Here is a 21,112-nt window from a genome sequence, read left to right as displayed (position 1 = left end):
ATTTATGTTTTTACAAAGATTTACTGCATAAGAGATTGCCTTTATAAGGAGTCGACCTAATGCATATCCAATGCATTTCCCGGATATTTTTTATGTGAAAAATGCATATCGACTTGCGCCAACTCAGACACTTCATCGCCCTTGCCGAACAACGCAGCTTTGTCGCCGGCGCGCAGGCGGTGAACCTGTCGCAGTCGGCGTTCAGTCGCAGCATTCAGGCGCTGGAGCACAGCGTCGGTTGCCAATTGGTGGATCGCGGGCGCAAGGAATTGCCGCCGACCAAACAGGGCCAGGTGCTGCTTGAACACGCGCGGCGACTGGTCAGCGGTGCGCAGCAGATGGCCAACGAGATCAGCCAGTTCAACGGGCTGGAGGCGGGGGAATTACGCTTCGGTTGCGGCCCGGCGCCGGCGGCAGGATTGATCCCGCGAGCGATCGGCAGCTTCATCGGCCGCTACCCGAAAGCGCGGGTGCACTACCAGGTCGATGACTGGCAGAGCCTGAGCAAAAGACTGCTGAGCGAGGAGTTCGAATTCTTCGTCGCCGACACTCGGCACTTCGAGGCGGACCCGGATTATCTGACCCACCGCTTGCGGCCACGCAAATGGCATTTCTGCTGCCGCGCCGGGCATCCGCTGGGCGCTTTCGAGCAAGTCACGGCAGAGCAATTGATGAGTTATCCACTGGCCGTGAGCATTCGTCCGCCGAACCTGCGCAAGGTCATTGTCGACCTCAGTGGCCGCCCGGATTTTGTCCCGAACGTGGAGTGTGAAAACAGCGCCAGCCTGCTCGGCGTGGTGCTGCGCTCCGATGCAATCGGCATCGTCGGTGCCTATTCGGATGCGCTGCATCAGGCTCGTGGCGAGTTGGTGTGTTTGAAGGTCAAGGGGTTGGCGGATGATCTGGATGAGCTTTACACCCGTTACGGAATTGTCAGCCGCGCCGGGTATCGCCTGTCGCCGTTGGCCGAGGCGATGATCGAGCAGATCAAGGCAATCGATGCGGTGGAAGAGGAGGTCTGCTCGCTGGCAAATCTGGCCGTTTGAATTTCAACTTTCACACCAATGAACCCAGAGGCAGACTAACGGGCAGACACACTCCAAACCATACCTTGAGGTTTGGTCATGCTGACAATCTTGGGGTGAGCATCAATAGCACGCAGGAGCTTTTTCAGCTTTTGCTTCACATCAGCCAAATCTACCTTCGGTAAATGAGCTTGAGGCTGTTCGATGTGCACGACTATCTGAAGCCTTTGACAATTCAAGACATCCCGACTCAGTTCTCTCTCATCGTCCTCGGTACTGGCATGCAGTCGAGCTGGTAAAAGCGCAGCTAGAGTACAGAAGACTTTATTGGCGATGGCCTCTGGGAGATCCGAAGGTTTAACCGCTTGCGGATGACGATAATCTTTTACCTCTACCAAAAATGCAGTGTTTTCTGGAGAGAGAACCAGAATATCTATCGCTTTAATCTTGTCGCGCTGCTTCAAGAAATGATTTCGATAGTATCCCCACTCATCAAATTTGCTAGCCCGCCACTCCTCGGGAAAACTAAAAAAAAGCCCGTCTACATCCAATCTCGGCATATCAGGACTCCAGTTCCAGATAGCGATCTGACTGTTGAAGACTTTCTTCAAGCGCTGTGATATCGCCTATATCTTCCAGCCCCTTGCCTTGCTGAACGACAACGCCGATTTCGCTGGAATGCAAACCAAAAAACGCGGTATCCAGAGATCTATTGGCCAGAAGAATTTCCAACTCGCGCAACAAAAACAAACTATGAGTTGCTACAAAAATTTGAATTCCACTGGCGCTCAAGTCAACGATAGTCCTCGCTACTTGCTTGATCAGCCGAGGATTCAAATTAGCTTCGGGTTCATCCCAAAACAAATAACCTTGATGGAGCAAAGCACCGGTACTGATGAGCCGGGCTAACATTCCCAATTTGCGCAGACCTTCCGCCACCAGCGGCATTTCCATTCGCCCACTGTTATTGCGCAGATAGAATCGCCCACTTTTATCAAGCTCGATGCTGCCCTGCATAGCGGCTTCCAACGGGGCAAGCAACTCCCTAACCCTTTCTTCGGTAGGTCCTTTACGCAGCAGTCCCCCAAGCAGGCGACAGGTATCTCTCCATGTTTCTTCAAACTCTAGATAGTGACCGTCATAAACCGCGAGAAAGTTTGGGTAAATACTCAATAACTCACGAGTAGGTAAATAAGTAGGTGTAGCTTTTAACCAACGATGAGGAAGATGCTCCACACTGACTTCCGTCTTGCTGTTAGTTGCAAAGCTGAAAGCCAGATCATATTCATTCTTATCAAAACAGAGCCTGATATCACACCGTTCTCGCCCCCTCCTACGTCGAGCCAGCCGACCTAAGGATTCGGGGCGGAAAACACCGATCAATTTTTCTGCCATACGCAGCTGCAACGTCGCCTTGGTCGGTTCTATAGAGAGAGCCACCGGCCTGTTACTTTCTTCAGAGCTAGTCGCCAAACCGGCGTACGCCAGCTTCAAGAGATGCGTCTTGCCTGCACCATTTTCCCCCACAATCACGTTCAGATGCTTTGCGAACTGGAGATCGGCCTCTTCAAAGACTGTGAAGTTTTTTATGTGGAGTTGCTTGAGCATGGTGTCCTCGAGATAAGAGCGCAGCGGCACAGATAAAGTCGCCATTAGCGACGTTAACACTACCAAACCTGGGGCATCAGGAGATTTGTATTAGCAAAATTTGAATCGGCCAAGGGCTGCCGCACGCAAGAATGCCTAGGGATGATAGCTTGGTTAGCTGGCCATTGCTTAATCAAAGAGACTCAAGAATCACCTGTGTTCTAAGGATTTTTCCCTCTCTGCACTATGCAATTGCTGCATCGAAGGCATTCCCCGAATGCACTTGCCGAACACCCTCGCCGAAAGCGAAAAACCTCACCTGTCTTTCTGACCGGTGAACCCCATGTCCAACCCGCAAAACCCTGTGCGCAACGTGCTGTACATCATGTGCGATCAACTGCGCCGCGATTACCTGTCCTGCTACGGCCACCCGCACCTGCACACTCCGAACATCGATCGCCTGGCCGCCGCCGGCGTGCGTTTCAGCCGCGCCTACACTCAAGGCACGATCTGCGGCCCGTCACGGATGTCGGCCTATACCGGGCGCTATGTCAGCAGCCATCAAGTGGCGTGGAACGCCGTGCCGCTGCCGCTGGAAGAACTGACCATCGGTGATTACCTGCGCCCCCACGGCATTCGTACTGCGCTGGTCGGCAAGACCCACGCCACGGCCAACGTCGATGCCTTGCAGCGGCTGGCGATCAACCCCGAAAGCGCCCAGGCCGAAGTGCTCAACGAAGTCGGCTTCGAGCCGTACTTTCGTCACGACGGCATCTTCCCCGACGACCCGCTGTTCGATGACAAGCGCGAATCCGCGCCCTACACCCATTACCTGCGCGAACAGGGTTTCGAAGGACGCAACCCCTGGCACGACTGGGCCAACGCTGCCGAAGGCGACAACGGCGAAATCCTCAGCGGCTGGCAAATGCGCAATGCCCATTTGCCAGCGCGAATTTCCGAGCAACATTCAGAGACTGTCTACACTACAAATCGAGCCATCGACTTCATCGGTGAGCAAGGTGAAAAACCGTGGTTTTTACACCTGTCCTATATCAAACCCCACTGGCCTTACATCGTACCGGCTCCGTACCACACCTTGTACAGTACGAAATCGATTCTCGAACCGGTACGTAATGCCTCTCCAAGCGACCACCCGGTCTATCAGGCCTTTCGCCAGCATGAGGAAAGCCTGAATTTCTCCAAAGATCCGGTACGACTGAACGTGATCCCGACGTACATGGGCCTGGTCAAACAGGTCGATGATCAGTTGGGGCGGCTGTTCGATTTCCTGCAAGGCACCGGCCGCTGGGAAGACACGCTGATCGTGTTCACCAGCGATCACGGCGACTTTCTGGGCGATCACTGGCTGGGCGAGAAAGAGTTTTTGCTGGAGCAGGCAGTGGGCGTTCCCTTGATCGTGCGCGACCCGCGTGCAGCGGCGGACGTCACACGGGGCACGGTGGACGAGCGCCTGGCGGAAACCATCGATGGCGTGCCGACCTTTCTCGAAGCGCTGGGTGTGACGGGAGCCGAACATCGCCTTGAAGGTCGTTCGTTGATTCCACTGCTGCACGGTGAAAGTCCTGACTGGCGCCGCTATGCGATCAGCGAATACGACTATGCCTTCCAGGCCCCGGCACGTGAGCGACTGGGCCAGCCGATCGACCGCTGCCGCATGACCATGGTGCGCAGCGAGCGCTGGAAGTACCTGGCATACGACGGCTTCCGGCCGCAGCTTTTCGATCTGTTGAATGACCCGCAGGAGCTGCAGGATCTGGGCGCGGATCCGGCATATGCGGCGGTGCGCGAGGAACATGCGGGGTATCTGTTCGAGTGGGTGCGCGGGTTGAAGCGCCGCACGACGATCAGTCATCAGGAGATTGATTTGCGTGGGCAGCGATTTCGTTATGGGGAGCCGGAGACGGAGAAGATGGTGCAGATCGGCGTGTGGTGACAGTGATCGTTCCCACGTCGAGGCGTCGAACCGTCCGCGTGGGAATGCCTCAATGGACGCTTTGCGTCCGCTTTGGGACGCAGAGCGTCCCGGGCTGCGTTCCCACGCAGAGCGTGGGAACGATTCAGTCAGACACCGACGATTTCTGCGCCTTTGATGGTCTGACTACGCTGCCCATTCGCCCCGACCGGCACTTCCCCTTTGAGCGTCACCCGCCGCACCACCCGATCCTGAGTGCCGTAGTCATCAATCGCATAATGCTGCGTCGAGCGGTTATCCCAGATCGCCACATCACCGGCCTTCCAACGCCAGCGCACGACGTTCTCCTGGCGGATCACATGACTTTGCAGCAAGCCGAACAGATGCGCCGAATCAGCCTGGGAATAGCCCTTGATGCGCTTGACGAAATGCCCCAGCAGCAAGCTCTTTTCGCCGCTGATCGGGTGTACACGCACCACCGGATGTTCGGTCTCGTAAACCGTCGAGGTGAAGATCTTGCGATAGCGCTCAAGCTTCTCCGCCGACACATCCGGCTTCACAGCGGCGTAGTCGTATTCGTTGCTGTGCACGGCCACCAGCTTGTCCGCCAGCTCGCGCAATTCGGTCGGCAGTTCGTTGTACGCGGTCGCGGTGTTCGCCCAAAGGGTATCGCCGCCGAATGCCGGGGCCACTACCGAACGCAGGATCGAGGCTTTCGGGTAGGCATCGACGAAAGTTACGTCGGTGTGCCAGGAGTTGGCGCGCTGCCCTTCGGCGCCGTCCAGTTCCAGCAGATAACGGGTGCCCTCGCGGGACGGCACGGTCGGGTGCGCCACTGGCTCGCCCAGCAAATGCGCAAAGGCTTCCTGACGTTGATCGTCGAGCTGGGTCTGCTCGCGGAAGAACACGACCTTGTACTGGATCAGCGCCTGTTGAATGGCTTCAACCGTCGCGGCATCCAGCTCACCGGACAGGTGCACGCCACGGATTTCGGCGCCGATGCGGCCGGCCACCGGATGAATGTCCAGCGCGTGGACAGCGGGTTTTACAGCGAGTGCGGCATTGCTCATGGGTAGACCCTCATCGACTGCTTGCGGTTGGACGGCAGCGAAACAACGCTCTATCTATATTCCATTTACATCTAATAGATATTCACATGCTTCGTTGACGGAATAAGAGCTTGCATTTAAAACCTCAGGCAGCCCTCGTCGCAAATGCCTTCGAGCTATTTTTAGGATGCCGGAAAAGCATATGGATCTTCGCCAGTTGCGCTACTTCATCGCCCTCAACGAACACCGCAGTTTTGTCCGCGCGGCCGACGCCATGGGCATCACTCAACCGGCGTTCAGCCGCAGTATTCAAGGGCTGGAGCAGGAGTTCGGCTGTGTGCTGGTGGATCGTGGCAACAAGGATCTGCGCCCTACGCCCGAAGGCCAGGTGGTGCTGCAGCACGCCCTGACGCTGGTGCAAGGCGCGGCATTGCTCAGCGCCGAAGTGACGCAGATGACCAAGCTCGACGCCGGCGAACTGCACTTCGGTTGCGGCCCGGCGCCAGCGGTGAAACTGGTGCCGGACGCGGTGGCGCAATTCATCAACGCGCACCCGAAAGTGCGCACCTGTTTTCAAGTAGATAACTGGGAAAAACTCAGCCGCGCCCTGAGCCGCGAGGAGATCGAATTCTTCATCGCCGACATCCGCCATTTCGAGTCCGACCCGAACTTCCAGACCCAGCCGCTGACTCCCAAGCGCGGAGTGTTTTTCTGCCGGCCGGGGCATCCGCTGCTGGCCAAGGAAAGTCTGTCGACCAACGACATGTTCGACTACCCGCTGGCGACCACGCTTATCCCGCCGGGCATTCGCAAACTGCTGGCGAATCTCAGCGGACGGATCGACTTTTCGCCGACCATCGAGACCGAGCATTTTCCGGCGCTGGTGAAAGTGGTGCTGCAGTCCAACGCGATCGGCGTCGGCACCGAAGAGGCGTTTGTCGAGGACATCGCCCAAGGCTCGCTGGCGTTGCTGCACTGGCGCAACCTGCCGCAGAACCTGGAGAGCATGAATGCGCGGTGCGGGATCGTGAGCCGCACGGGATTCCGGCTGTCACCGGCGGCGCGGGCGATGATCGAGACGCTGGTGGCGGTGGACAAACAGGAAGTCAGCGTCGCGGTTTGAGGGTCATTCCCACGCTCTGCGCGGGAATGACCGCATGACTCACAGCTTCGCAGCCGCCAGCTTCGGCGCCACCCACTCGTTCACCTTGAACGGCTTGCGGATCAGCTTCTGCTGCGCCGCCAGATCCACTTTGCCCTGCAGGTTTTCGAGGAACAGCGGGTCCAGTGTCGACGGGAATACTTCGCTCAGATTCTGATCCTTCAGATCCTGGCTCAGGATCACCGGCGGGTAACTTGCGAGTCCCGACACAAGCTGCACGTAAGCGTCCTTGTTGCTGTCCTGAGTCAGCCACTCCACCGCCTGTTGCTGCGCATTGAGCAGCTTCGCCACGGCGTCCGGATGCCCATCGACAAACTTGCCGGTCCCTACCAGCACCGACTGCACACTGCCTGCACCGCCGAGATCCTTGGTGTTCAGGGGCAACTCGGCCAGGCCCTTGGCCTGCAATGCAGTCAGCCCGGAGCTACCCCACGACGCATCGATCTGCTTGGCCGCCAGCGCCGCCACCGCTGCGTTGAAATCGAGGTTGATCACTTTCACGTCCTTCTCGCTCAGGCCCACGCTGGCCAGCGCCGCGTCAAACGACAACTGGGTCGCCGTACCCCGGAAGATCGCCACGCGCTTGCCCTTGAGATCCTGCAACGTCTTGATCCCGGAACCCGGCACCACGCCGAGGTATTGCTTCACTCCCCGGGCGCTGGCGCTGAGCAGGCGCGTATCCAGTCCATTGGACTTGCCGATGATCGCCGCCAGGTCTCCGAGATAGGCCAGGTCCACCTGGCCGTTGGCGAATGCCTCGTTGATCACCGGTCCAGCGCCCTTGAAGAAGCTCCACTGAATCTTGATGCCCTGATCGGCGAAGGCCTTTTCAAAGATCTGCTGATCGCGCAGCACGTCCACGATGCCCCCGCCACTGTGCTGGGTGCCGGCGCTCAGATCAGGCACGGCAATCCTGATTTCCTTGAGCTCGTCGGCCTGGGCAGAGAACGCCAGCAGACCCGCCAGGGCCGGCGCGGCAAACAGACTGATGACACGTTTGAGACGAAAGTTCATGGGTACGGCTCCTGATCACGGCGGGCATTGAGGAGCCGAAAGTAGGCGCAATCCCCGCCAGCACTTAAATACTTAAAAAGCACATTTTTATAGCTTTTCAAGCTAAGCCAGGAAAGTCCGGCCATGCAGAGCGGTATGCAGGGAGAGCATCGAAAATATTCTTCGAATGCATTGGATGCGCGCAGGGCTGGAGGCCTTAAATGGCGCTGCTTATCTCCAAAATGATTATTTTCAAACTCGCTTATAACCATTGTTATTCAGCTAATTCCGCTGACTCGATCCAACCCGACAACGGAGGTCACCATGGCCCGTGAATCCCTGCTCAGCCTGCCCCTGGCCGCACCACCGTTGAAAAGCCGGCGCACCTGGCCAAGCCTGAGCCACCGCGTCCTACCCTGGATATTGCCGCTCGGACTGTTCGCCCTGTGGTGGCTGGCGGCGCGCAATCAATGGATGAGCGAACAGATCCTGCCGGCGCCGTCACTGGTGTGGAACAGCGCGATCGAGCTGTCCCAAGGCGAGTTGTGGAGTCACTTGTGGATCAGCCTGCAACGGCTGTTCTGGGGCCTGCTGACGGGCATTACCGCCGGCGCGGTACTCGGCGCGGCGCTGGGCTTGAGCCGTCGCCTCGAACGCTTGGTCTTCCCGACTTTCGCCGGTCTGGCCCAGGTGCCGACGCTGGCGTGGATTCCACTGTTCATGGTTTTTTTCGGCATCGGCGAAACGCTGAAACTGGTGGTGCTGGTCAAGGCCATCGTGGTGCCCGTGACCCTGCACACGCTGGTCGGCGTACGCGATGCGCAACCCAAATTGCGCGAAGCCGCCGCCGTGTTGCGTCTGCCGCCACGCCTGCTGATTCGCCGACTGGTGCTGCCCGCCGCCCTTCCGGCGTTCATGGCCGGCGTGCGCCTGGCACTGGCCGCTGGCTGGACGTCGTTGCTTGCCGTTGAGTTGTTGGCCTCCAGCGAAGGCATCGGTTACCTGATGGTCTGGGCGCGTCAATTGTTCATGCTCGATATCGTGTTCGTGTGCATCGTGGTGATCGGCCTGATCGGCGTGGCGATGGATCGCGGCATCGGCCTGCTGGACAGGAAACTGGTGCACTGGCCGCATCCCGCCACGGCAGAAATTCGTCGCGGCCCACGCTATGAAGGCTGGCAGCGCGTGCAGCCGTGGCTGTTGCCACTGGCGCTGTTCGCGCTGTGGCAACTGGCGGTCGATCAGCAATGGATCGATGCCAACATTCTGGTCAGCCCGTGGGCAGTGCTTGAGGCGACGAAAAACGGATTGCTAGACGGCACGTTGATCTCCGGCATGGCCCTGAGCCTGGGCCGCACCCTCGGTGGATTATTGATTGGCGGTAGCCTCGGCCTCGTTCTGGGCTTGCTGCTGGGTCTGTCGCGCACCAGCGAACGCGTGCTCGGCCCGACCCTCGCCGCCCTGAGGCAGATTGCGATTTTCGCCTGGGTGCCGCTGCTCACCGCCTGGTTCGGTCTGGGCGAACTGGCGAAGTGGGTGTTCGTCGCCCTCGCCGCTTTCTTTCCGTTGTTTGTCGCGACCCAACGCAGCGTCGCCAACCTCTCACCGCAGCTCAACGAAGCCGCACAAGTACTGCGCCTGAGCCTCGCTCAACGCCTGCGTCGATTGGTGTTGCCGGGCGCTGCGCCGGGGATTTTCGCCGGCCTGCGCCTGAGCCTGATCTACGCGTGGCTCGGCACCATCGGCGCCGAATACTTCATGCCGTCCAACGGCGGCATCGGCAGCCAGATGATCGGCGCCCAACAACTGCTGCGCATGGACCTGATCATGGCCGGGATGCTGCTGGTCGGCCTCACTGGCGCCCTGCTCAACCTCATTGGCCAACGCCTGGAAATCCGCGCCACCCGCTGGAGACACGCATGAACGCACCGATTGTCAGCTTCAACCATGTAGGCAAATCCTTCGACGTCGACGGCTTCGAACTGGAGGCGATTCGCGAGTTCAACCTCGACATTGCGGAGGGCGAGTTCGTCGCCATCGTCGGTTCCAGCGGCTGCGGCAAATCCACCCTGCTGCGCTTGCTGGTGGGCCTCGATACGCAATTTCGCGGGCAGATCACAGTCGATGGCAAAGCCGTCAACGGCATCGGCGGCGAGCGCGGCATCGTGTTTCAGGAACATCGTTTGTTCCCGTGGCTGACGGTCGCCGACAACATCGGTCTGGGCCTGGTCAATGAGCCGCTGGCTGCCTCCGAAAAACAGCAGCGCATCAACGACTTCATCGAGCTGGTGGGGCTGCGCGATTTCACTCGCGCCTATCCGCATCAACTCTCCGGCGGCATGGCCCAGCGCGTGGCGATCGCTCGCGGGCTGGTGGCAAGCCCGCGGATCTTGCTGCTCGACGAACCCTTCGGTGCCCTCGACGCACTGACCCGCCAGCAGATGCAGGACGAACTGCTGGCGATTCGTGAACGGGCAAAAATCACCACGATTCTGGTCACCCACGATGTCGAGGAAGCGATTTTCCTCGCTGATCGCGTAGTGGTGATGGAGCCACGCCCGGGCCGGATCAAACAGGTGGTGGGCATCACCCTGCCCCATCCACGCCAGCGCAGCAGTTTTGACTTCCATCAGTTGCGCGAAGAGTTGCTGCACGAACTGACCAGTGACGATCATTACCAACCGAGCGCACCGGTACAGATCCGTGATCTGCCGTTGTCGTTCATTGCCTGCTGAACAGGAGCCTGTTGATGCCGCAACGTCCCAACTTTCTGGTGATTCTGGCCGATGACCTCGGCTTCTCCGACATCGGTGCTTTTGGCGGCGAAATCGCCACGCCGAACCTCGATGCCCTGGCCAACAACGGTCTGCGCCTGACCGACTTTCATACCGCACCGACCTGCTCACCGACCCGCTCGATGCTGCTTACCGGCACCGATCACCACATCGCCGGCATCGGCACCATGGCCGAAGCGTTGACCCCGGATCTGATCGGCAAACCGGGCTACGAGGGTTACCTCAACGACCGTGTCGTCGCATTGCCGGAGTTGTTGCGCGAAGCGGGTTATCAGACCCTGATGAGCGGCAAATGGCACCTGGGCCTGACCGCCGAACTGGCGCCCCACGCCCGTGGTTTCGAGCGTTCGTTCTCGCTGCTGCCTGGTGCGGCCAACCACTACGGATTCGAACCGACCTACGATGAGCACACGCCCGGCCTGCTGAAATCCACCCCGGCGCTGTACATCGAGGACGACACGTTCATCGACGAATTGCCGAAGGATTTCTATTCCTCCGACGCCTTCGGCGACAAGCTGTTGCAGTACCTCAAGGAGCGTGACCAGAGCCGGCCGTTCTTCGCGTACCTGCCGTTTTCCGCGCCGCACTGGCCGTTGCAGGCGCCCGCCGATATCGTCGAAAAATACCGTGGCCGCTACGACGCGGGGCCGGAAGTGTTGCGCCTTGAGCGACTGGAAAAACTCAAGTTGCTGGGGCTGATCGAACCGGATGTCGAGCCGCATCCGCTGGTCCAGCTGACCGCGCAATGGGCTGCGCTGAGCGATGAACAAAAACGCATTTCCGCGCGGGCGATGGAGGTCTACGCCGCGATGGTCGAGCGCATGGACTGGAACATCGGCCGCGTCGTCGACTACCTGCGCCAGCAGGGCCAGCTCGACAATACCTTCATCCTGTTCATGTCCGACAACGGTGCCGAAGGCGCGCTGCTGGAGGCCTTCCCCAAGTTCGGCCCGCAATTGCTGACCTATCTGAACCAGCATTACGACAACAGCCTCGACAACATAGGCCGCGCCAATTCCTACGTCTGGTACGGACCGAACTGGGCGCAGGTGGCGACCGCGCCGTCACGCCTGTTCAAGGCGTTCACCACCGAGGGCGGGATTCGCGTTCCGGCACTGTTGCACTATCCGCAGCTGCCGCTCAAGGGGCAGATCAGGCATGGTTTCGGCACGGTGATGGACATCACGCCGACCCTCCTCGATCTGGCCGGCGTGCGCCATCCCGGCAAGCAGTGGCACGGCAAACCGGTGGCGCCGTTGCGCGGGAAATCGTGGCTGGGTTTCCTGTCCGGCGAGACGGCGCAGGTGCATGACGAACACACCGTCACTGGATGGGAGTTGTTCGGGCGCCGGGCGATTCGGCAGGGTCAGTGGAAGGCAGTGTGGATCCCCGGGCCGGTGGGGCCGGCGACCTGGCAGCTTTATGACTTGGGGAGTGATCCTGGGGAGATTCATGACCTGGCGTCGAGTAAGCCGGACAAGCTCAACACCTTGATCGAGCACTGGCAAAAGTATGTGGAAGAGACTGGCGTGATTTTGAGTGCCTCGCCGTTTCAGCCGGATTGAGGTTGCCCGACCTGACGCCTTCGCGGGCAAGTCGAATCGTCGCACCGCCGCTCCCACAGTTGAAATGCATTCCCCTGTGGTAGCGGGCTTGCCCGCGAAGAGGCCCGCAAACTCACCATCAAGCCCGGGCTGTACGTGCGTTTTCTTGCACCTCTGCTTCATCCTTTCGAACAAACCGGTTCGCCCGCCCAAACGTCCCGAAATCATTGAAACGAACCCCCATCTCCCGCATCACCTTATGCGCCACCGGCACCGTCATCTGGCGGATGTAGAAAGGCTCCTTCACCACAAAGTGATGGATGCCATGGCTGCTGCCGAAGTTGAAGCAGAACGCCTGCAACGGCCACAGCCACCAAGGGTTCAATACCTGGCATTGCTGAAGAACGTTACCCGGCTCCACATCCCCGTAGTAATGCATGTTCGAACTGATGAAGTGCAGGCAGAAGGTACGCAATACGTTCGGGCCGATGATCACCACGGCGGCGATATCGATCACCTGCATCACCGACAACGTGGTCGCTGACCATTCAATCGGCGAACCCATCAAGTCAGCAATTCCGTTGGCCGCATGAAACCCGAGAAACACATACCACGCGCCCCAATGCACCAGCGCCAACGGCGCGTAGACCTTCAGTGAGCGCTTGATGATGCTGAATTTATGCGCCCAGGTCTTGGCTCGCAGCATGCGGATGAACGCCGACATCACGTTGTCACCCACCATCAGCAACCGCGCAAAACCCCAAGGTTCGCCGTTGGTGATCGCGCGTTCTTCCATGTCGGTTTCAGTGCCGGACACCTTGTGGTGATTGAGGTGCAAATGGCGACGAATCCACGGGTTGATCGTGCTCGGCCGCGCCAGCCACACCAGGCCCATCATCAGGTTGTGCGGCACGCGCTGTTTGCGGAAATACATGCTGTGGATCAGGTCGTGCTCGAGTTCGTGGGTCAGCGAGGCGAAAAACGCGTTGAGCAACAGGCACGCCCACCCTGCCATGTGCCCGGTGATGTAGAGCGCCGCCGAACCGATCATCCCGGCCAGGGCAAACGCCAGAATCCCCGCACCGAGGGCGTCCTGATGCTTGAGAATCGGGTAGCGCTCGCGCAGCTCGACGCCCTTGGCCAGCACCACTTCGCGAATATGCGCTGATCGCTGGGCAGCATTGTGTCGCCGGGGACTTGCAGAAGTACGGTCCATGCTTCCATCCTCTGGTTATTGATGTTCGCATCCTGCCCCGCGCGGGTTCCGAACGCGGTAGCCGAGAACGCCAACCTGTTGACCGGAAGCGCCAACCAGCATGAAGGAACCGACTTCTCTCGCCAGCTGGACCCGTGCCCTGCGCAAGCAACTCGACGCGCTGGGGCTGGACAGCACTGCCCTGTGCCAGCAGGCCGGGCTCGATCCGCAACTGATGGACGACCCGAACGCCCGCTACCCGCTATCCGCGACGACACGCCTGTGGGAAATCGCGGTGCAGGTCAGCGGTGATCCGGCGATCGGTTTGCGGGTTTCGCGGTTCGTCAGCCCTACGACATTTCACGCACTGGGCTACGCGTTGGTGGCCAGCGGCAGCCTGCGGGAAGTGTTCGAGCGGATCGTGCGTTATCACCAGGTGGTCAGCGACGCGCTGGAACTGGAGCTGACCCGCACCGAAGACCGCTATCGGTTTCGCCTGAAAATCCCGGCGGACAACCCGGCGCCCGCCTTCGAGGCCATCGACGCCTTCGCCGCAATCTACGTGCGCACCTGCCGCAATCGCCTCGGCCGCGACTACGCGCCGCTGGCGGTGTACCTGCGCCGCCCGGAACCCGCTGACGCGCATCAATGGCACAAGGTGTTCCGCGCACCCGTGCATTTTTCCGCCGAAGAAGACCGCATCGAATTCGCTCTCGCCGACTTCGACAGCCATCTCGACGATGCCAACCCGGAACTGGCCGAGCACAACGAAGCCGTGCTCAAACGCACCCTCGCCCAGCTCAAGCCGCTGACCTGGGAGCGCAAGGTGCGCGACGCCATCGAAGAACAACTGCCCGAAGGCGAACCCAGCGCCGAACGCATCGCCCAGGCCCTGCACCTGAGCCTGCGCAGCCTGCAAAGGCACCTGGCGGACGAGGGTTGTCGTTTCGACACCCTGCTGAATGAAAGCCGCGAGAACCTCGCGCTGCTGCACCTGCGCGATCCGCAATGCTCATTGAGCGAGGTCAGTTATCTGTTGGGATTTGCCGACACCAGCAGCTTCAGTCGCGCGTTCAAACGCTGGACGGGGATGACACCGGGGCAGTTTCGGGATCAATTGCGCTGAAGGGGCCGGAACTTGTACTGAATCGACCAGCCTCTTCGCGGGCAAGCCCGCTCCCACAAGGATTGGGGCGTACAAAATCCTGCGTCACACCTCGACAACCGTGGGAGCGGGCTTGCCCGCGAAGAGGCCATTCAGATCGCTGCAAATCCAAGCTCAAAAACCGTACCCGTTGCACCACTGCTGACCCGCACCCGCCCTCCATGCAACTGCATGATTGACTGCACGATCGCCAGTCCCAAGCCGCCGGAATCTCCAGGCTGCGTGCGGGACGGGTCGACGCGGTAGAAGCGGTCGAACAGTTTGTCCAGATGCTCCTGCGCGATGGCCGGGCCGAGGTTGTGGACTTGCAGCCAGCACATGCCGGGTTCGTCGCGCCGGCGCAGGCTGATGATCGAACCGGCGTCGGCATGGCGCACGGCGTTGGCCAACAGATTGCCCAAGGCGCGTTGCAGCAGTTGCTGATCGGCCAGCAATTCTCCGCTGAACGTGTTTTCGAGGCGGATTCCCCGGTCGTCGGCCAGGGCTTCGAAGTAGTCGCACAACTCATCGCCGATGTCGTGCAGTTCCAGCGTGCGCAGATCGAGCGCTCGCTCGGCTTGCTCGGCGCGGGCGAGAAACATCAGGTTTTCGGCCATGCGCTTGAGCCGCTCGAACTCCTCCATGTTCGACGCCAGCACTTCCTGATATTCGGCGCTGCTGCGCGGGTAATTGAGTGCCTGGCCGTTGCTCGCGAGCAAGGTGTGCAGGGGCGTGCGGATTTCATGGGCGAGGTCGGCGGAAAACTGTGAGAGGCGCTGGAAGCCATCGTCCAGCCGTACCAGCATGCCGTTCAGCGCGTGCACCGGTTCCAGCAATTCCGCTGGCGTGCCGGCGGTGGGAACGCGTTGATCGAGGCTGCGCAGGTCGATGCCGCGCAGCGCTTCACTCAGCTTGCGCAGAGGCCGCAAACCTCGGCGCAGCAGCACCAGGCCCAGCGTGAAGGCGAGCACGGCACCCAGCCCGACTGCCAGATACAAGCGCAGCCGATAGCTGCCTAGCATCTGCTCGCGCTCGCTTAAGACCTTGCCGGCGATCACGGTCAGCGCTTCACCGTTCGGACCTTGAGCCTGACCTGACAACAGCGCCAGCTCGACACCGTCCGCCGCTTGCCAGGTCAGCACATCGCGGCGTTGCGGCGGCTGCTCTCGCGCAATGGCCTGTATGGACGGCAGTTCGCGCTGACGAGGGTTGATCGTGATCACATTCGAGCCGTCCGCGCGTTGCACCAGCAGCAGACTGTCGAGGTTGCCCAGCATGTTCTGGTAAAGCCGTGGCCGCGCCTGCAAGGCGTCTAGGCTGTCGCTGTCGGCGAGCAGCGCGCGCACCTGTTCCAGGCGACCGAGCAACGCCATGTCGTCGCGCCAGGCGATTTCCGAGGCCAGCGAGCGATACAGGAACACGCCGATCGCGCTGAGTACCAGCGCGCAGACGGCAGCGAACGCCAGGGCCAGGCGCCAGGCGATGGATCTAGCGCGCATCGTCGGGGGCTTCGAGTTGATAGCCGACTCCGCGCACGGTGTGGATCAGTTTGGGCATGTACGGATCATCGACTTTCGAACGCAAGCGACGCACCGCAACTTCGACCATGTTGGTGTCGCTGTCGAAATTCAGGTTCCACACCTGCGAAGCGATCAGCGTACGCGACAGCACTTCGCCCTGGCGGCTGGCGAGCAGATGCAGCAGGGCGAATTCCTTGTTGGTCAGGGCGATGCGCTGGCCGCCCCGGCTGACGCGGCGGCGCAGCACGTCGATTTCCAGATCGGCGATGCTGTACGACTCAGCCTCACGCATTGGCCCGCGCCGCAACAACGTGCGCACCCGCGCCAGCAATTCGGCGAAGGCGAACGGTTTGAGCAAATAGTCATCGGCCCCCAGTTCGAGGCCGCGCACGCGGTCTTCGATGGCATCCTTCGCCGTCAGGAACAGCACCGGCGTGGCGCCGCGCTGACGGATCAGCTGGAGCAATTGCCAGCCGTTGAGGCCCGGCAGCATCACGTCGAGGATGATCAGGTCGTATTCCTGCTGCTCGATGAAGTAGCGCCCGTCGAGGCCATTGAGTGCCACGTCCACGGCGAAACCCGACTCGCCCAGCCCTTTGGCGAGGAAATTCGCGGTTTTGGCTTCATCTTCTACGACCAGCAAACGCATGGCACACCTCAATTGATCAGAGACACAGGCTAGGCTCCTTCGACCGTGTTGCCCATTACAAACTTGTAATCCGACTGACGAGGTTTCGACGAGGACCGGCGGATAAGGTGATGGCCTTCGCTTTTGGAACCTGCCCATGTCCGTCAAATACCTGCTTGCCAGCCTCGCGATCGGCCTCAGCGGCGCGGCGCACGCCACGCCTGAGCTGCCCCGTCACGCCGATCTCGATCTGAAAACCGCCCGGCTGCTGGCCGACGCGGCGCTGGAAAACTGCACCGCCACGGTGTCGGTGCTCGACCGTGGCGGCAATCTGCTGGTGACCTTGCGTGGCGACGGTATCGGCCCGCACAACACCGCCGCCAGCCAACGCAAGGCCTACACCGCGCTGTCGACGAAAACCCCGACTCGATTGTTCGCCGAGCGCGCCCGCAACAACCCGGAAACCGCCAACCTCAACACGCTGGACGAGTTGCTGTTGCTCGGCGGTGGCATCCCTTTGTTTGCCGGAAAAGAACTGGTCGGCGCCATGGGCGTGGCCGGTTCCGGCGGCGGCGAGCAGGACGAAACCTGCGCAATCAAGGCTGCCGACATCGTCGGCCTGTCCATCAACCGTACTTGAACCCAGGAGCATCACCATGACCCCACTGCGCATCACTTTCGCCGCGCTCGGCCTGAGCGCTTTTTCGAGCCTGGCGCTGGCCGCTGGCAACCCGCTGAGCGTGCACGTGCTCAATCTGGAAAACGGCCTGCCGTCGCCGGGCATCAACGTGACGCTGGAGCGTCACGTCGGCCAGAACTGGCAGCCGCTGGCGCAGGGCACCACCAATGAACAGGGACGGATCGCCGAACTGTTCCCGGCGAACAAACCGTTCGAGGCGGGTGAATATCGGGTGGTGTTCAAGACCGGCGAGTACTTCGAGAAGGCGAAGCACGAGACGTTCTTTCCGGAGATTCCGGTGATTTTTCAAGTGAAGCAGACGGATCAGCACTATCACATCCCACTGCTGCTGAGCCCTTATGGCTTCTCGACCTATCGCGGCTCGTAAGCCACATACAATTCCCCTGTGGGAGCGGGCTTGCCCGCGATGGCGTCGTGTCAATCGACATAGAGGACAACTGACAGCCCCCAATCGCGGGCAAGCCCGCTCCCACAGGGATAGTAGTGAACACTAAAGTGTGGCAAGTGCCCGCAGGCGATCAGTGTCGAGGATTTCGATTTCGCCATAACTCAAGCCGATAATCCCCTGCCCCTGCAACTCCTTGAGAATCTGGTTGGTGGTCTGCCGCGACAGCGACAGCATCGACGCCAGCTGTTCCTGAGGCAGTTGCAGCACGCGGCGCGGCGGGTCGAGTTCGCCGTAGCCTTCAGCGATCATCAGCAAGCGATGAGCCAGACGCGCCGGGGCCGGCAGCAGGCTCAGCTGTTCGAGGTTGATGAAGGTCAGGCGCAGTTTGTGGCTCATCAACAAAGCGAGATGCCGCCAGTAGACAGGTTGCTCGTCGAGCAATTTCAGCAATGTGGCTTGCGGGATATTCAGCAACAGACACGGGCCGACCGCATAAGCATCATGGGTGCGGGGCTGGCCGTCGAACAGGCATATTTCGCCGAACCAGTGCGGCGCTTCCACCAGGCTCAGCAACGCCTCCTTGCCCTGCTCGCTGACCGCGCCGATGCGTACCGCGCCATCGAGCACCGCGTACAGCCCGCACGGCGCATCACCGCGCTGGAACAGCCGCTGCCCCGCCGCCAGCCGCCGCTCCTTTGCCGCCGCCAGCAGACTATCCTGAAAGGACGAAGGCAGATGACTGAACCATTGCCCGGTCAACAGGCGCTCGCGCCAGACCTTATCCATGCGTTCTCCTAAAGATTGTCGCCTGCCTGACAGAGCGAGCCGTGAACCCGGGGCATGATTCGATCACCCTACAGGAGGAACAACAATGAAAAGCCTCGTCGATCATTTGAGTCAATACGCCGCTTACCACCGTGACCCGCGCAACATCGCCAGCCACTTTATCGGGATTCCGCTGATCGTAGTGGCGGTGGCCGTGCTGTTGTCGCGGCCGGAATGGTCGGTGGGCGAGTTGTGGATTTCGCCTGTCGTTATCGTGGCGCTGGCCTCAGCATGGTTTTACCTGCGACTGGAAGTGAAACTTGGTGTGTTGATGACCGCACTCATGGGGCTATCGGTCTGGGCCGGGCACGTCCTGGCGCAGCAGAGCACCATGGTCTGGCTCAGCAGCGGTCTGGCGATGTTTGTGATCGGCTGGGTGATCCAGTTTGTCGGTCACCACTACGAGGGGCGCAAACCGGCGTTTGTCGATGACTTGAGCGGGTTGATTGTCGGGCCGCTGTTTGTGGTGGCTGAACTGGCGTTCATGCTCGGGATGCGGCATGAGCTGAAAGAACAGATCGAAGCGCGGGCGGGTGTGGTGCGGGTCAATCCGAACAGGGCCGCTGTGTAGGCCGCTTTCGAGAGCAAGCTCGCTCCCACAGGGATCCAGTCGTTCACAAATGTCGTGTTCGCTGAAAAACTTTCGCTCGTTCCCACGCTCTGCGTGGGAATGAATCCCGTGACGCTCCGCGTCGCAGTGGACGCGGAGCGTCCATAGCGGCGTTCCCACGCGGAGCGTGGGAACGCGCGAGGTCAAACGTTGGCGACTTTCTGCCAGACCTTCGGCTTGAAGAACAACGTCTCACCCTTCGCCAACCCGGTCAGGCTGTCGTGATCCTTCACCACTTCCGCCTCGATCAGATCGGTTTGCCCCTCAACCTTCAGCGTCACCCGCGTGGTCGCGCCCAGCGGCCGGATATCGCGGACTTCAGCGGCATGGTGATCCTCCAGCTCATGCCGCGACAGCGACACTTCGTGGGGGCGGAACAGTACGTGATTGTCATCGCCCAGATGCAGACGGTTCGAGTCGCCGAGGAAGTGGTAGACGAAATCGCTGGCCGGGTTTTCGTAGACGTCGCCCGGTGAGCCGATCTGCTCGATCACACCCTTGTTCATCACCACGATTCGGTCGGCCACTTCCATTGCCTCTTCCTGGTCGTGGGTCACGAATACCGAGGTCAGGTTGATGTCTTCGTGCAGGCGCGCCAGCCAGCGGCGCAGCTCTTTACGCACCTTGGCGTCGAGGGCGCCGAACGGCTCGTCGAGCAGCAGCACTTTCGGCTCTACCGCCAGGGCACGGGCCAGGGCGATACGTTGACGCTGACCGCCGGACAGTTGCTCCGGATAACGATCCGACAGCCAGTCCAGTTGCACCATGTTCAGCAGCTCGTGAACCTTGGTCGCAATCTGGCTTTCGCTCGGGCGCTGGTTTTTCGGCTTCATGCGCAGGCCGAACGCGACGTTGTCGAACACGGTCATGTGGCGGAACAGGGCGTAGTGCTGGAACACGAACCCGACGTTGCGATCCCGCACGTCGTGGCCGGAAACGTCTTCACCGTGGAACACGATGTTGCCGTTATCCGGGGTTTCCAGACCGGCAATGATGCGCAGCAAGGTGGTCTTGCCGCAGCCGGACGGGCCGAGCAGCGCCACCAGCTCACCGCTTTGGATGTCCAGGCTGATGTTGTCCAGCGCCTTGAACGCATTGAAATTCTTGCTGACGTTACGCACTTCGATCGACATGAATTATTCCTCCGCGGCGCTGGCGCGCAGGCGGTTGATACGGTTTTCGCTCCACTGCTTGAGCAGCAGGATGAAGAGCGCCAGGATCAGCAACAGGCTCGCCACGGCGAACGCGGCCACGTGGTTGTATTCGTTGTAGAGGATCTCGACGTGCAGCGGCAAGGTGTTGGTCACCCCGCGAATGTGCCCGGAAACCACCGACACCGCGCCGAACTCACCCATGGCCCGCGCAGTACACAGCACCACGCCGTAGATCAGGCCCCACTTGATGTTGGGGACGGTCACGTGCCAGAACATCTGCCAGCCGTTGGCGCCGAGCAGACGCGCGGCTTCCTCTTCCTGAGTGCCTTGTTCCTGCATCAGCGGGATCAGCTCGCGGGCCACGAACGGCACGGTGACGAAGATCGTCGCCAGTACGATGCCCGGCAGGGCGAAGACGATCTGGATGTCGTGATCCTGCAGCCACGGCCCGAACAGGCCCTGGGCGCCGAACATCAACACGTAGACCAGACCGGCTATCACCGGCGACACCGAGAACGGCAGGTCGATCAGCGTCACCAGCATGCTCTTGCCACGGAACGAGTATTTGCTCACGCACCACGCGGCGCTGACACCGAACACCAGGTTCAACGGGACCGAAATCAGCACCGCGATCACGGTGAGTTTCAGCGCCGATAAGGCATCCGGTTCAAAGATCGCAGTGAAGAAGGCACCGAGGCCGTTCTTCAATCCCTGCGACACCACGATGAACAGCGGCAGCACCAGGAACAGGAAGAAAATCAGCCAGCCGAGGCCGATCAGAATCCGCCGCGAAGTGGCACTGCCACGGCGGGCGGCATTGGCCGAGGAAGCGGCCGCAATAGACGATTGGGACATGGTTC

The 21,112-nt window shown here is 60.4% G+C and carries 20 protein-coding genes; 10 read left to right on the top strand and 10 right to left on the bottom strand.

Annotated elements, in window-relative coordinates:
- Window positions 1–101: 101 nt before the first annotated feature.
- Window positions 102–1,046: a LysR family transcriptional regulator gene (locus MKZ87_RS13360; protein WP_085702763.1), complete on the top strand. Its 945-nt coding sequence runs from the start codon at window positions 102–104 to the stop codon at window positions 1,044–1,046.
- A 35-nt stretch (window positions 1,047–1,081) separates the two neighbouring features.
- On the opposite strand, the gene MKZ87_RS13355 is transcribed toward MKZ87_RS13360, so the two are convergent.
- Both MKZ87_RS13355 and MKZ87_RS13350 read right to left on the bottom strand, forming a co-directional pair.
- Complete coding sequence (locus MKZ87_RS13355; protein WP_085702764.1) at window positions 1,082–1,585, bottom strand: hypothetical protein; 504 nt, start codon at window positions 1,583–1,585, stop codon at window positions 1,082–1,084.
- 1 nt (window position 1,586) lies between these two features.
- Window positions 1,587–2,633 (bottom strand): AAA family ATPase, encoded by a 1,047-nt coding sequence (locus MKZ87_RS13350; RefSeq protein ID WP_085702765.1) that lies wholly within the window; start codon window positions 2,631–2,633, stop codon window positions 1,587–1,589.
- A gap of 322 nt (window positions 2,634–2,955) precedes the next feature.
- Here MKZ87_RS13350 and MKZ87_RS13345 point away from each other — a divergent pair, with 322 nt between their 5' ends.
- Window positions 2,956–4,566: an alkaline phosphatase family protein gene (locus MKZ87_RS13345; protein WP_234206237.1), complete on the top strand. Its 1,611-nt coding sequence runs from the start codon at window positions 2,956–2,958 to the stop codon at window positions 4,564–4,566.
- Window positions 4,567–4,694: 128 nt separating this feature from the next.
- Here MKZ87_RS13345 and MKZ87_RS13340 read toward each other — a convergent pair whose 3' ends face one another.
- Entirely contained in the window at window positions 4,695–5,615 is a 921-nt protein-coding gene (locus MKZ87_RS13340) for a TauD/TfdA dioxygenase family protein (protein ID WP_007952791.1), read from the bottom strand.
- A 181-nt stretch (window positions 5,616–5,796) separates the two neighbouring features.
- Between MKZ87_RS13340 and MKZ87_RS13335 the strand changes: the two genes are divergently transcribed.
- Window positions 5,797–6,717, top strand: a complete 921-nt coding sequence (locus MKZ87_RS13335) for a LysR family transcriptional regulator (protein ID WP_085702767.1) — start codon at window positions 5,797–5,799, stop codon at window positions 6,715–6,717.
- Between the two features lie 39 nt (window positions 6,718–6,756).
- Here the strand turns inward: MKZ87_RS13335 and MKZ87_RS13330 are convergent, their stop codons facing one another.
- Window positions 6,757–7,770 carry an ABC transporter substrate-binding protein gene (locus MKZ87_RS13330; RefSeq protein ID WP_085702768.1) on the bottom strand — a complete coding sequence of 338 codons (1,014 nt, stop codon included), beginning with the start codon at window positions 7,768–7,770 and terminating at the stop codon, window positions 6,757–6,759.
- 303 nt (window positions 7,771–8,073) lie between these two features.
- Here MKZ87_RS13330 and MKZ87_RS13325 point away from each other — a divergent pair, with 303 nt between their 5' ends.
- The 3 genes from MKZ87_RS13325 to MKZ87_RS13315 are packed head-to-tail and all read left to right on the top strand — an operon-like array spanning window position 8,074 to window position 12,109.
- The gene (locus tag MKZ87_RS13325) at window positions 8,074–9,672 is read left to right on the top strand and encodes an ABC transporter permease (RefSeq protein ID WP_085702769.1); all 1,599 of its coding nucleotides are present in this window, start codon (window positions 8,074–8,076) and stop codon (window positions 9,670–9,672) included.
- Window positions 9,669–10,484 carry an ABC transporter ATP-binding protein gene (locus MKZ87_RS13320; RefSeq protein ID WP_085702770.1) on the top strand — a complete coding sequence of 272 codons (816 nt, stop codon included), beginning with the start codon at window positions 9,669–9,671 and terminating at the stop codon, window positions 10,482–10,484. The genes MKZ87_RS13325 and MKZ87_RS13320 overlap by 4 nt, the downstream gene beginning before the upstream one ends.
- Before the next feature lie 14 nt (window positions 10,485–10,498).
- Window positions 10,499–12,109, top strand: coding sequence for an arylsulfatase (locus tag MKZ87_RS13315; protein WP_234206235.1), 1,611 nt, complete (start codon window positions 10,499–10,501; stop codon window positions 12,107–12,109).
- 118 nt (window positions 12,110–12,227) lie between these two features.
- Here the strand turns inward: MKZ87_RS13315 and MKZ87_RS13310 are convergent, their stop codons facing one another.
- Window positions 12,228–13,304, bottom strand: coding sequence for a fatty acid desaturase (locus MKZ87_RS13310; RefSeq protein WP_085697976.1), 1,077 nt, complete (start codon window positions 13,302–13,304; stop codon window positions 12,228–12,230).
- Window positions 13,305–13,404: 100 nt separating this feature from the next.
- On the opposite strand from MKZ87_RS13310, the gene MKZ87_RS13305 reads away from it, so the two are divergent.
- Window positions 13,405–14,409, top strand: coding sequence for an AraC family transcriptional regulator (locus MKZ87_RS13305; RefSeq protein ID WP_085697975.1), 1,005 nt, complete (start codon window positions 13,405–13,407; stop codon window positions 14,407–14,409).
- A gap of 131 nt (window positions 14,410–14,540) precedes the next feature.
- Here MKZ87_RS13305 and MKZ87_RS13300 read toward each other — a convergent pair whose 3' ends face one another.
- Together MKZ87_RS13300 and MKZ87_RS13295 are read right to left on the bottom strand one after the other, a co-directional pair.
- The gene (locus MKZ87_RS13300) at window positions 14,541–15,926 is read right to left on the bottom strand and encodes a heavy metal sensor histidine kinase (RefSeq protein WP_234206233.1); all 1,386 of its coding nucleotides are present in this window, start codon (window positions 15,924–15,926) and stop codon (window positions 14,541–14,543) included.
- Window positions 15,916–16,596, bottom strand: coding sequence for a heavy metal response regulator transcription factor (locus MKZ87_RS13295; protein WP_085697973.1), 681 nt, complete (start codon window positions 16,594–16,596; stop codon window positions 15,916–15,918). Before MKZ87_RS13295 ends, MKZ87_RS13300 begins: the two co-directional genes overlap by 11 nt.
- Window positions 16,597–16,732: 136 nt before the next feature.
- Here MKZ87_RS13295 and MKZ87_RS13290 point away from each other — a divergent pair, with 136 nt between their 5' ends.
- Together MKZ87_RS13290 and uraH are read left to right on the top strand one after the other, a co-directional pair.
- Entirely contained in the window at window positions 16,733–17,215 is a 483-nt protein-coding gene (locus tag MKZ87_RS13290) for a GlcG/HbpS family heme-binding protein (RefSeq protein WP_234206232.1), read from the top strand.
- A gap of 16 nt (window positions 17,216–17,231) precedes the next feature.
- On the top strand, window positions 17,232–17,642 hold the full coding sequence (gene uraH, locus MKZ87_RS13285; RefSeq protein WP_234206230.1) for a hydroxyisourate hydrolase: 411 nt from the start codon (window positions 17,232–17,234) through the stop codon (window positions 17,640–17,642).
- 123 nt (window positions 17,643–17,765) lie between these two features.
- Here uraH and MKZ87_RS13280 read toward each other — a convergent pair whose 3' ends face one another.
- On the bottom strand, window positions 17,766–18,449 hold the full coding sequence (locus MKZ87_RS13280) for a Crp/Fnr family transcriptional regulator (protein WP_234206228.1): 684 nt from the start codon (window positions 18,447–18,449) through the stop codon (window positions 17,766–17,768).
- Between the two features lie 85 nt (window positions 18,450–18,534).
- On the opposite strand from MKZ87_RS13280, the gene MKZ87_RS13275 reads away from it, so the two are divergent.
- Entirely contained in the window at window positions 18,535–19,059 is a 525-nt protein-coding gene (locus MKZ87_RS13275; protein WP_085702778.1) for a DUF962 domain-containing protein, read from the top strand.
- Window positions 19,060–19,241: 182 nt separating this feature from the next.
- On the opposite strand, the gene MKZ87_RS13270 is transcribed toward MKZ87_RS13275, so the two are convergent.
- A complete protein-coding gene (locus MKZ87_RS13270; RefSeq protein ID WP_085697968.1) occupies window positions 19,242–20,231 on the bottom strand; it encodes a sulfate/molybdate ABC transporter ATP-binding protein in 990 nt (329 codons plus the stop codon).
- 3 nt (window positions 20,232–20,234) lie between these two features.
- Window positions 20,235–21,107 (bottom strand): sulfate ABC transporter permease subunit CysW, encoded by an 873-nt coding sequence (gene cysW, locus MKZ87_RS13265; RefSeq protein WP_007952817.1) that lies wholly within the window; start codon window positions 21,105–21,107, stop codon window positions 20,235–20,237.
- Window positions 21,108–21,112: the final 5 nt, after the last annotated feature.

The sequence above is a fragment of the Pseudomonas sp. MCal1 genome (assembly GCF_026341415.1).
Classification (GTDB): domain Bacteria; phylum Pseudomonadota; class Gammaproteobacteria; order Pseudomonadales; family Pseudomonadaceae; genus Aquipseudomonas.
Note: the sequence above shows the minus strand (reverse complement) of the source record. Positions and strands in the feature narration are given on the sequence as shown.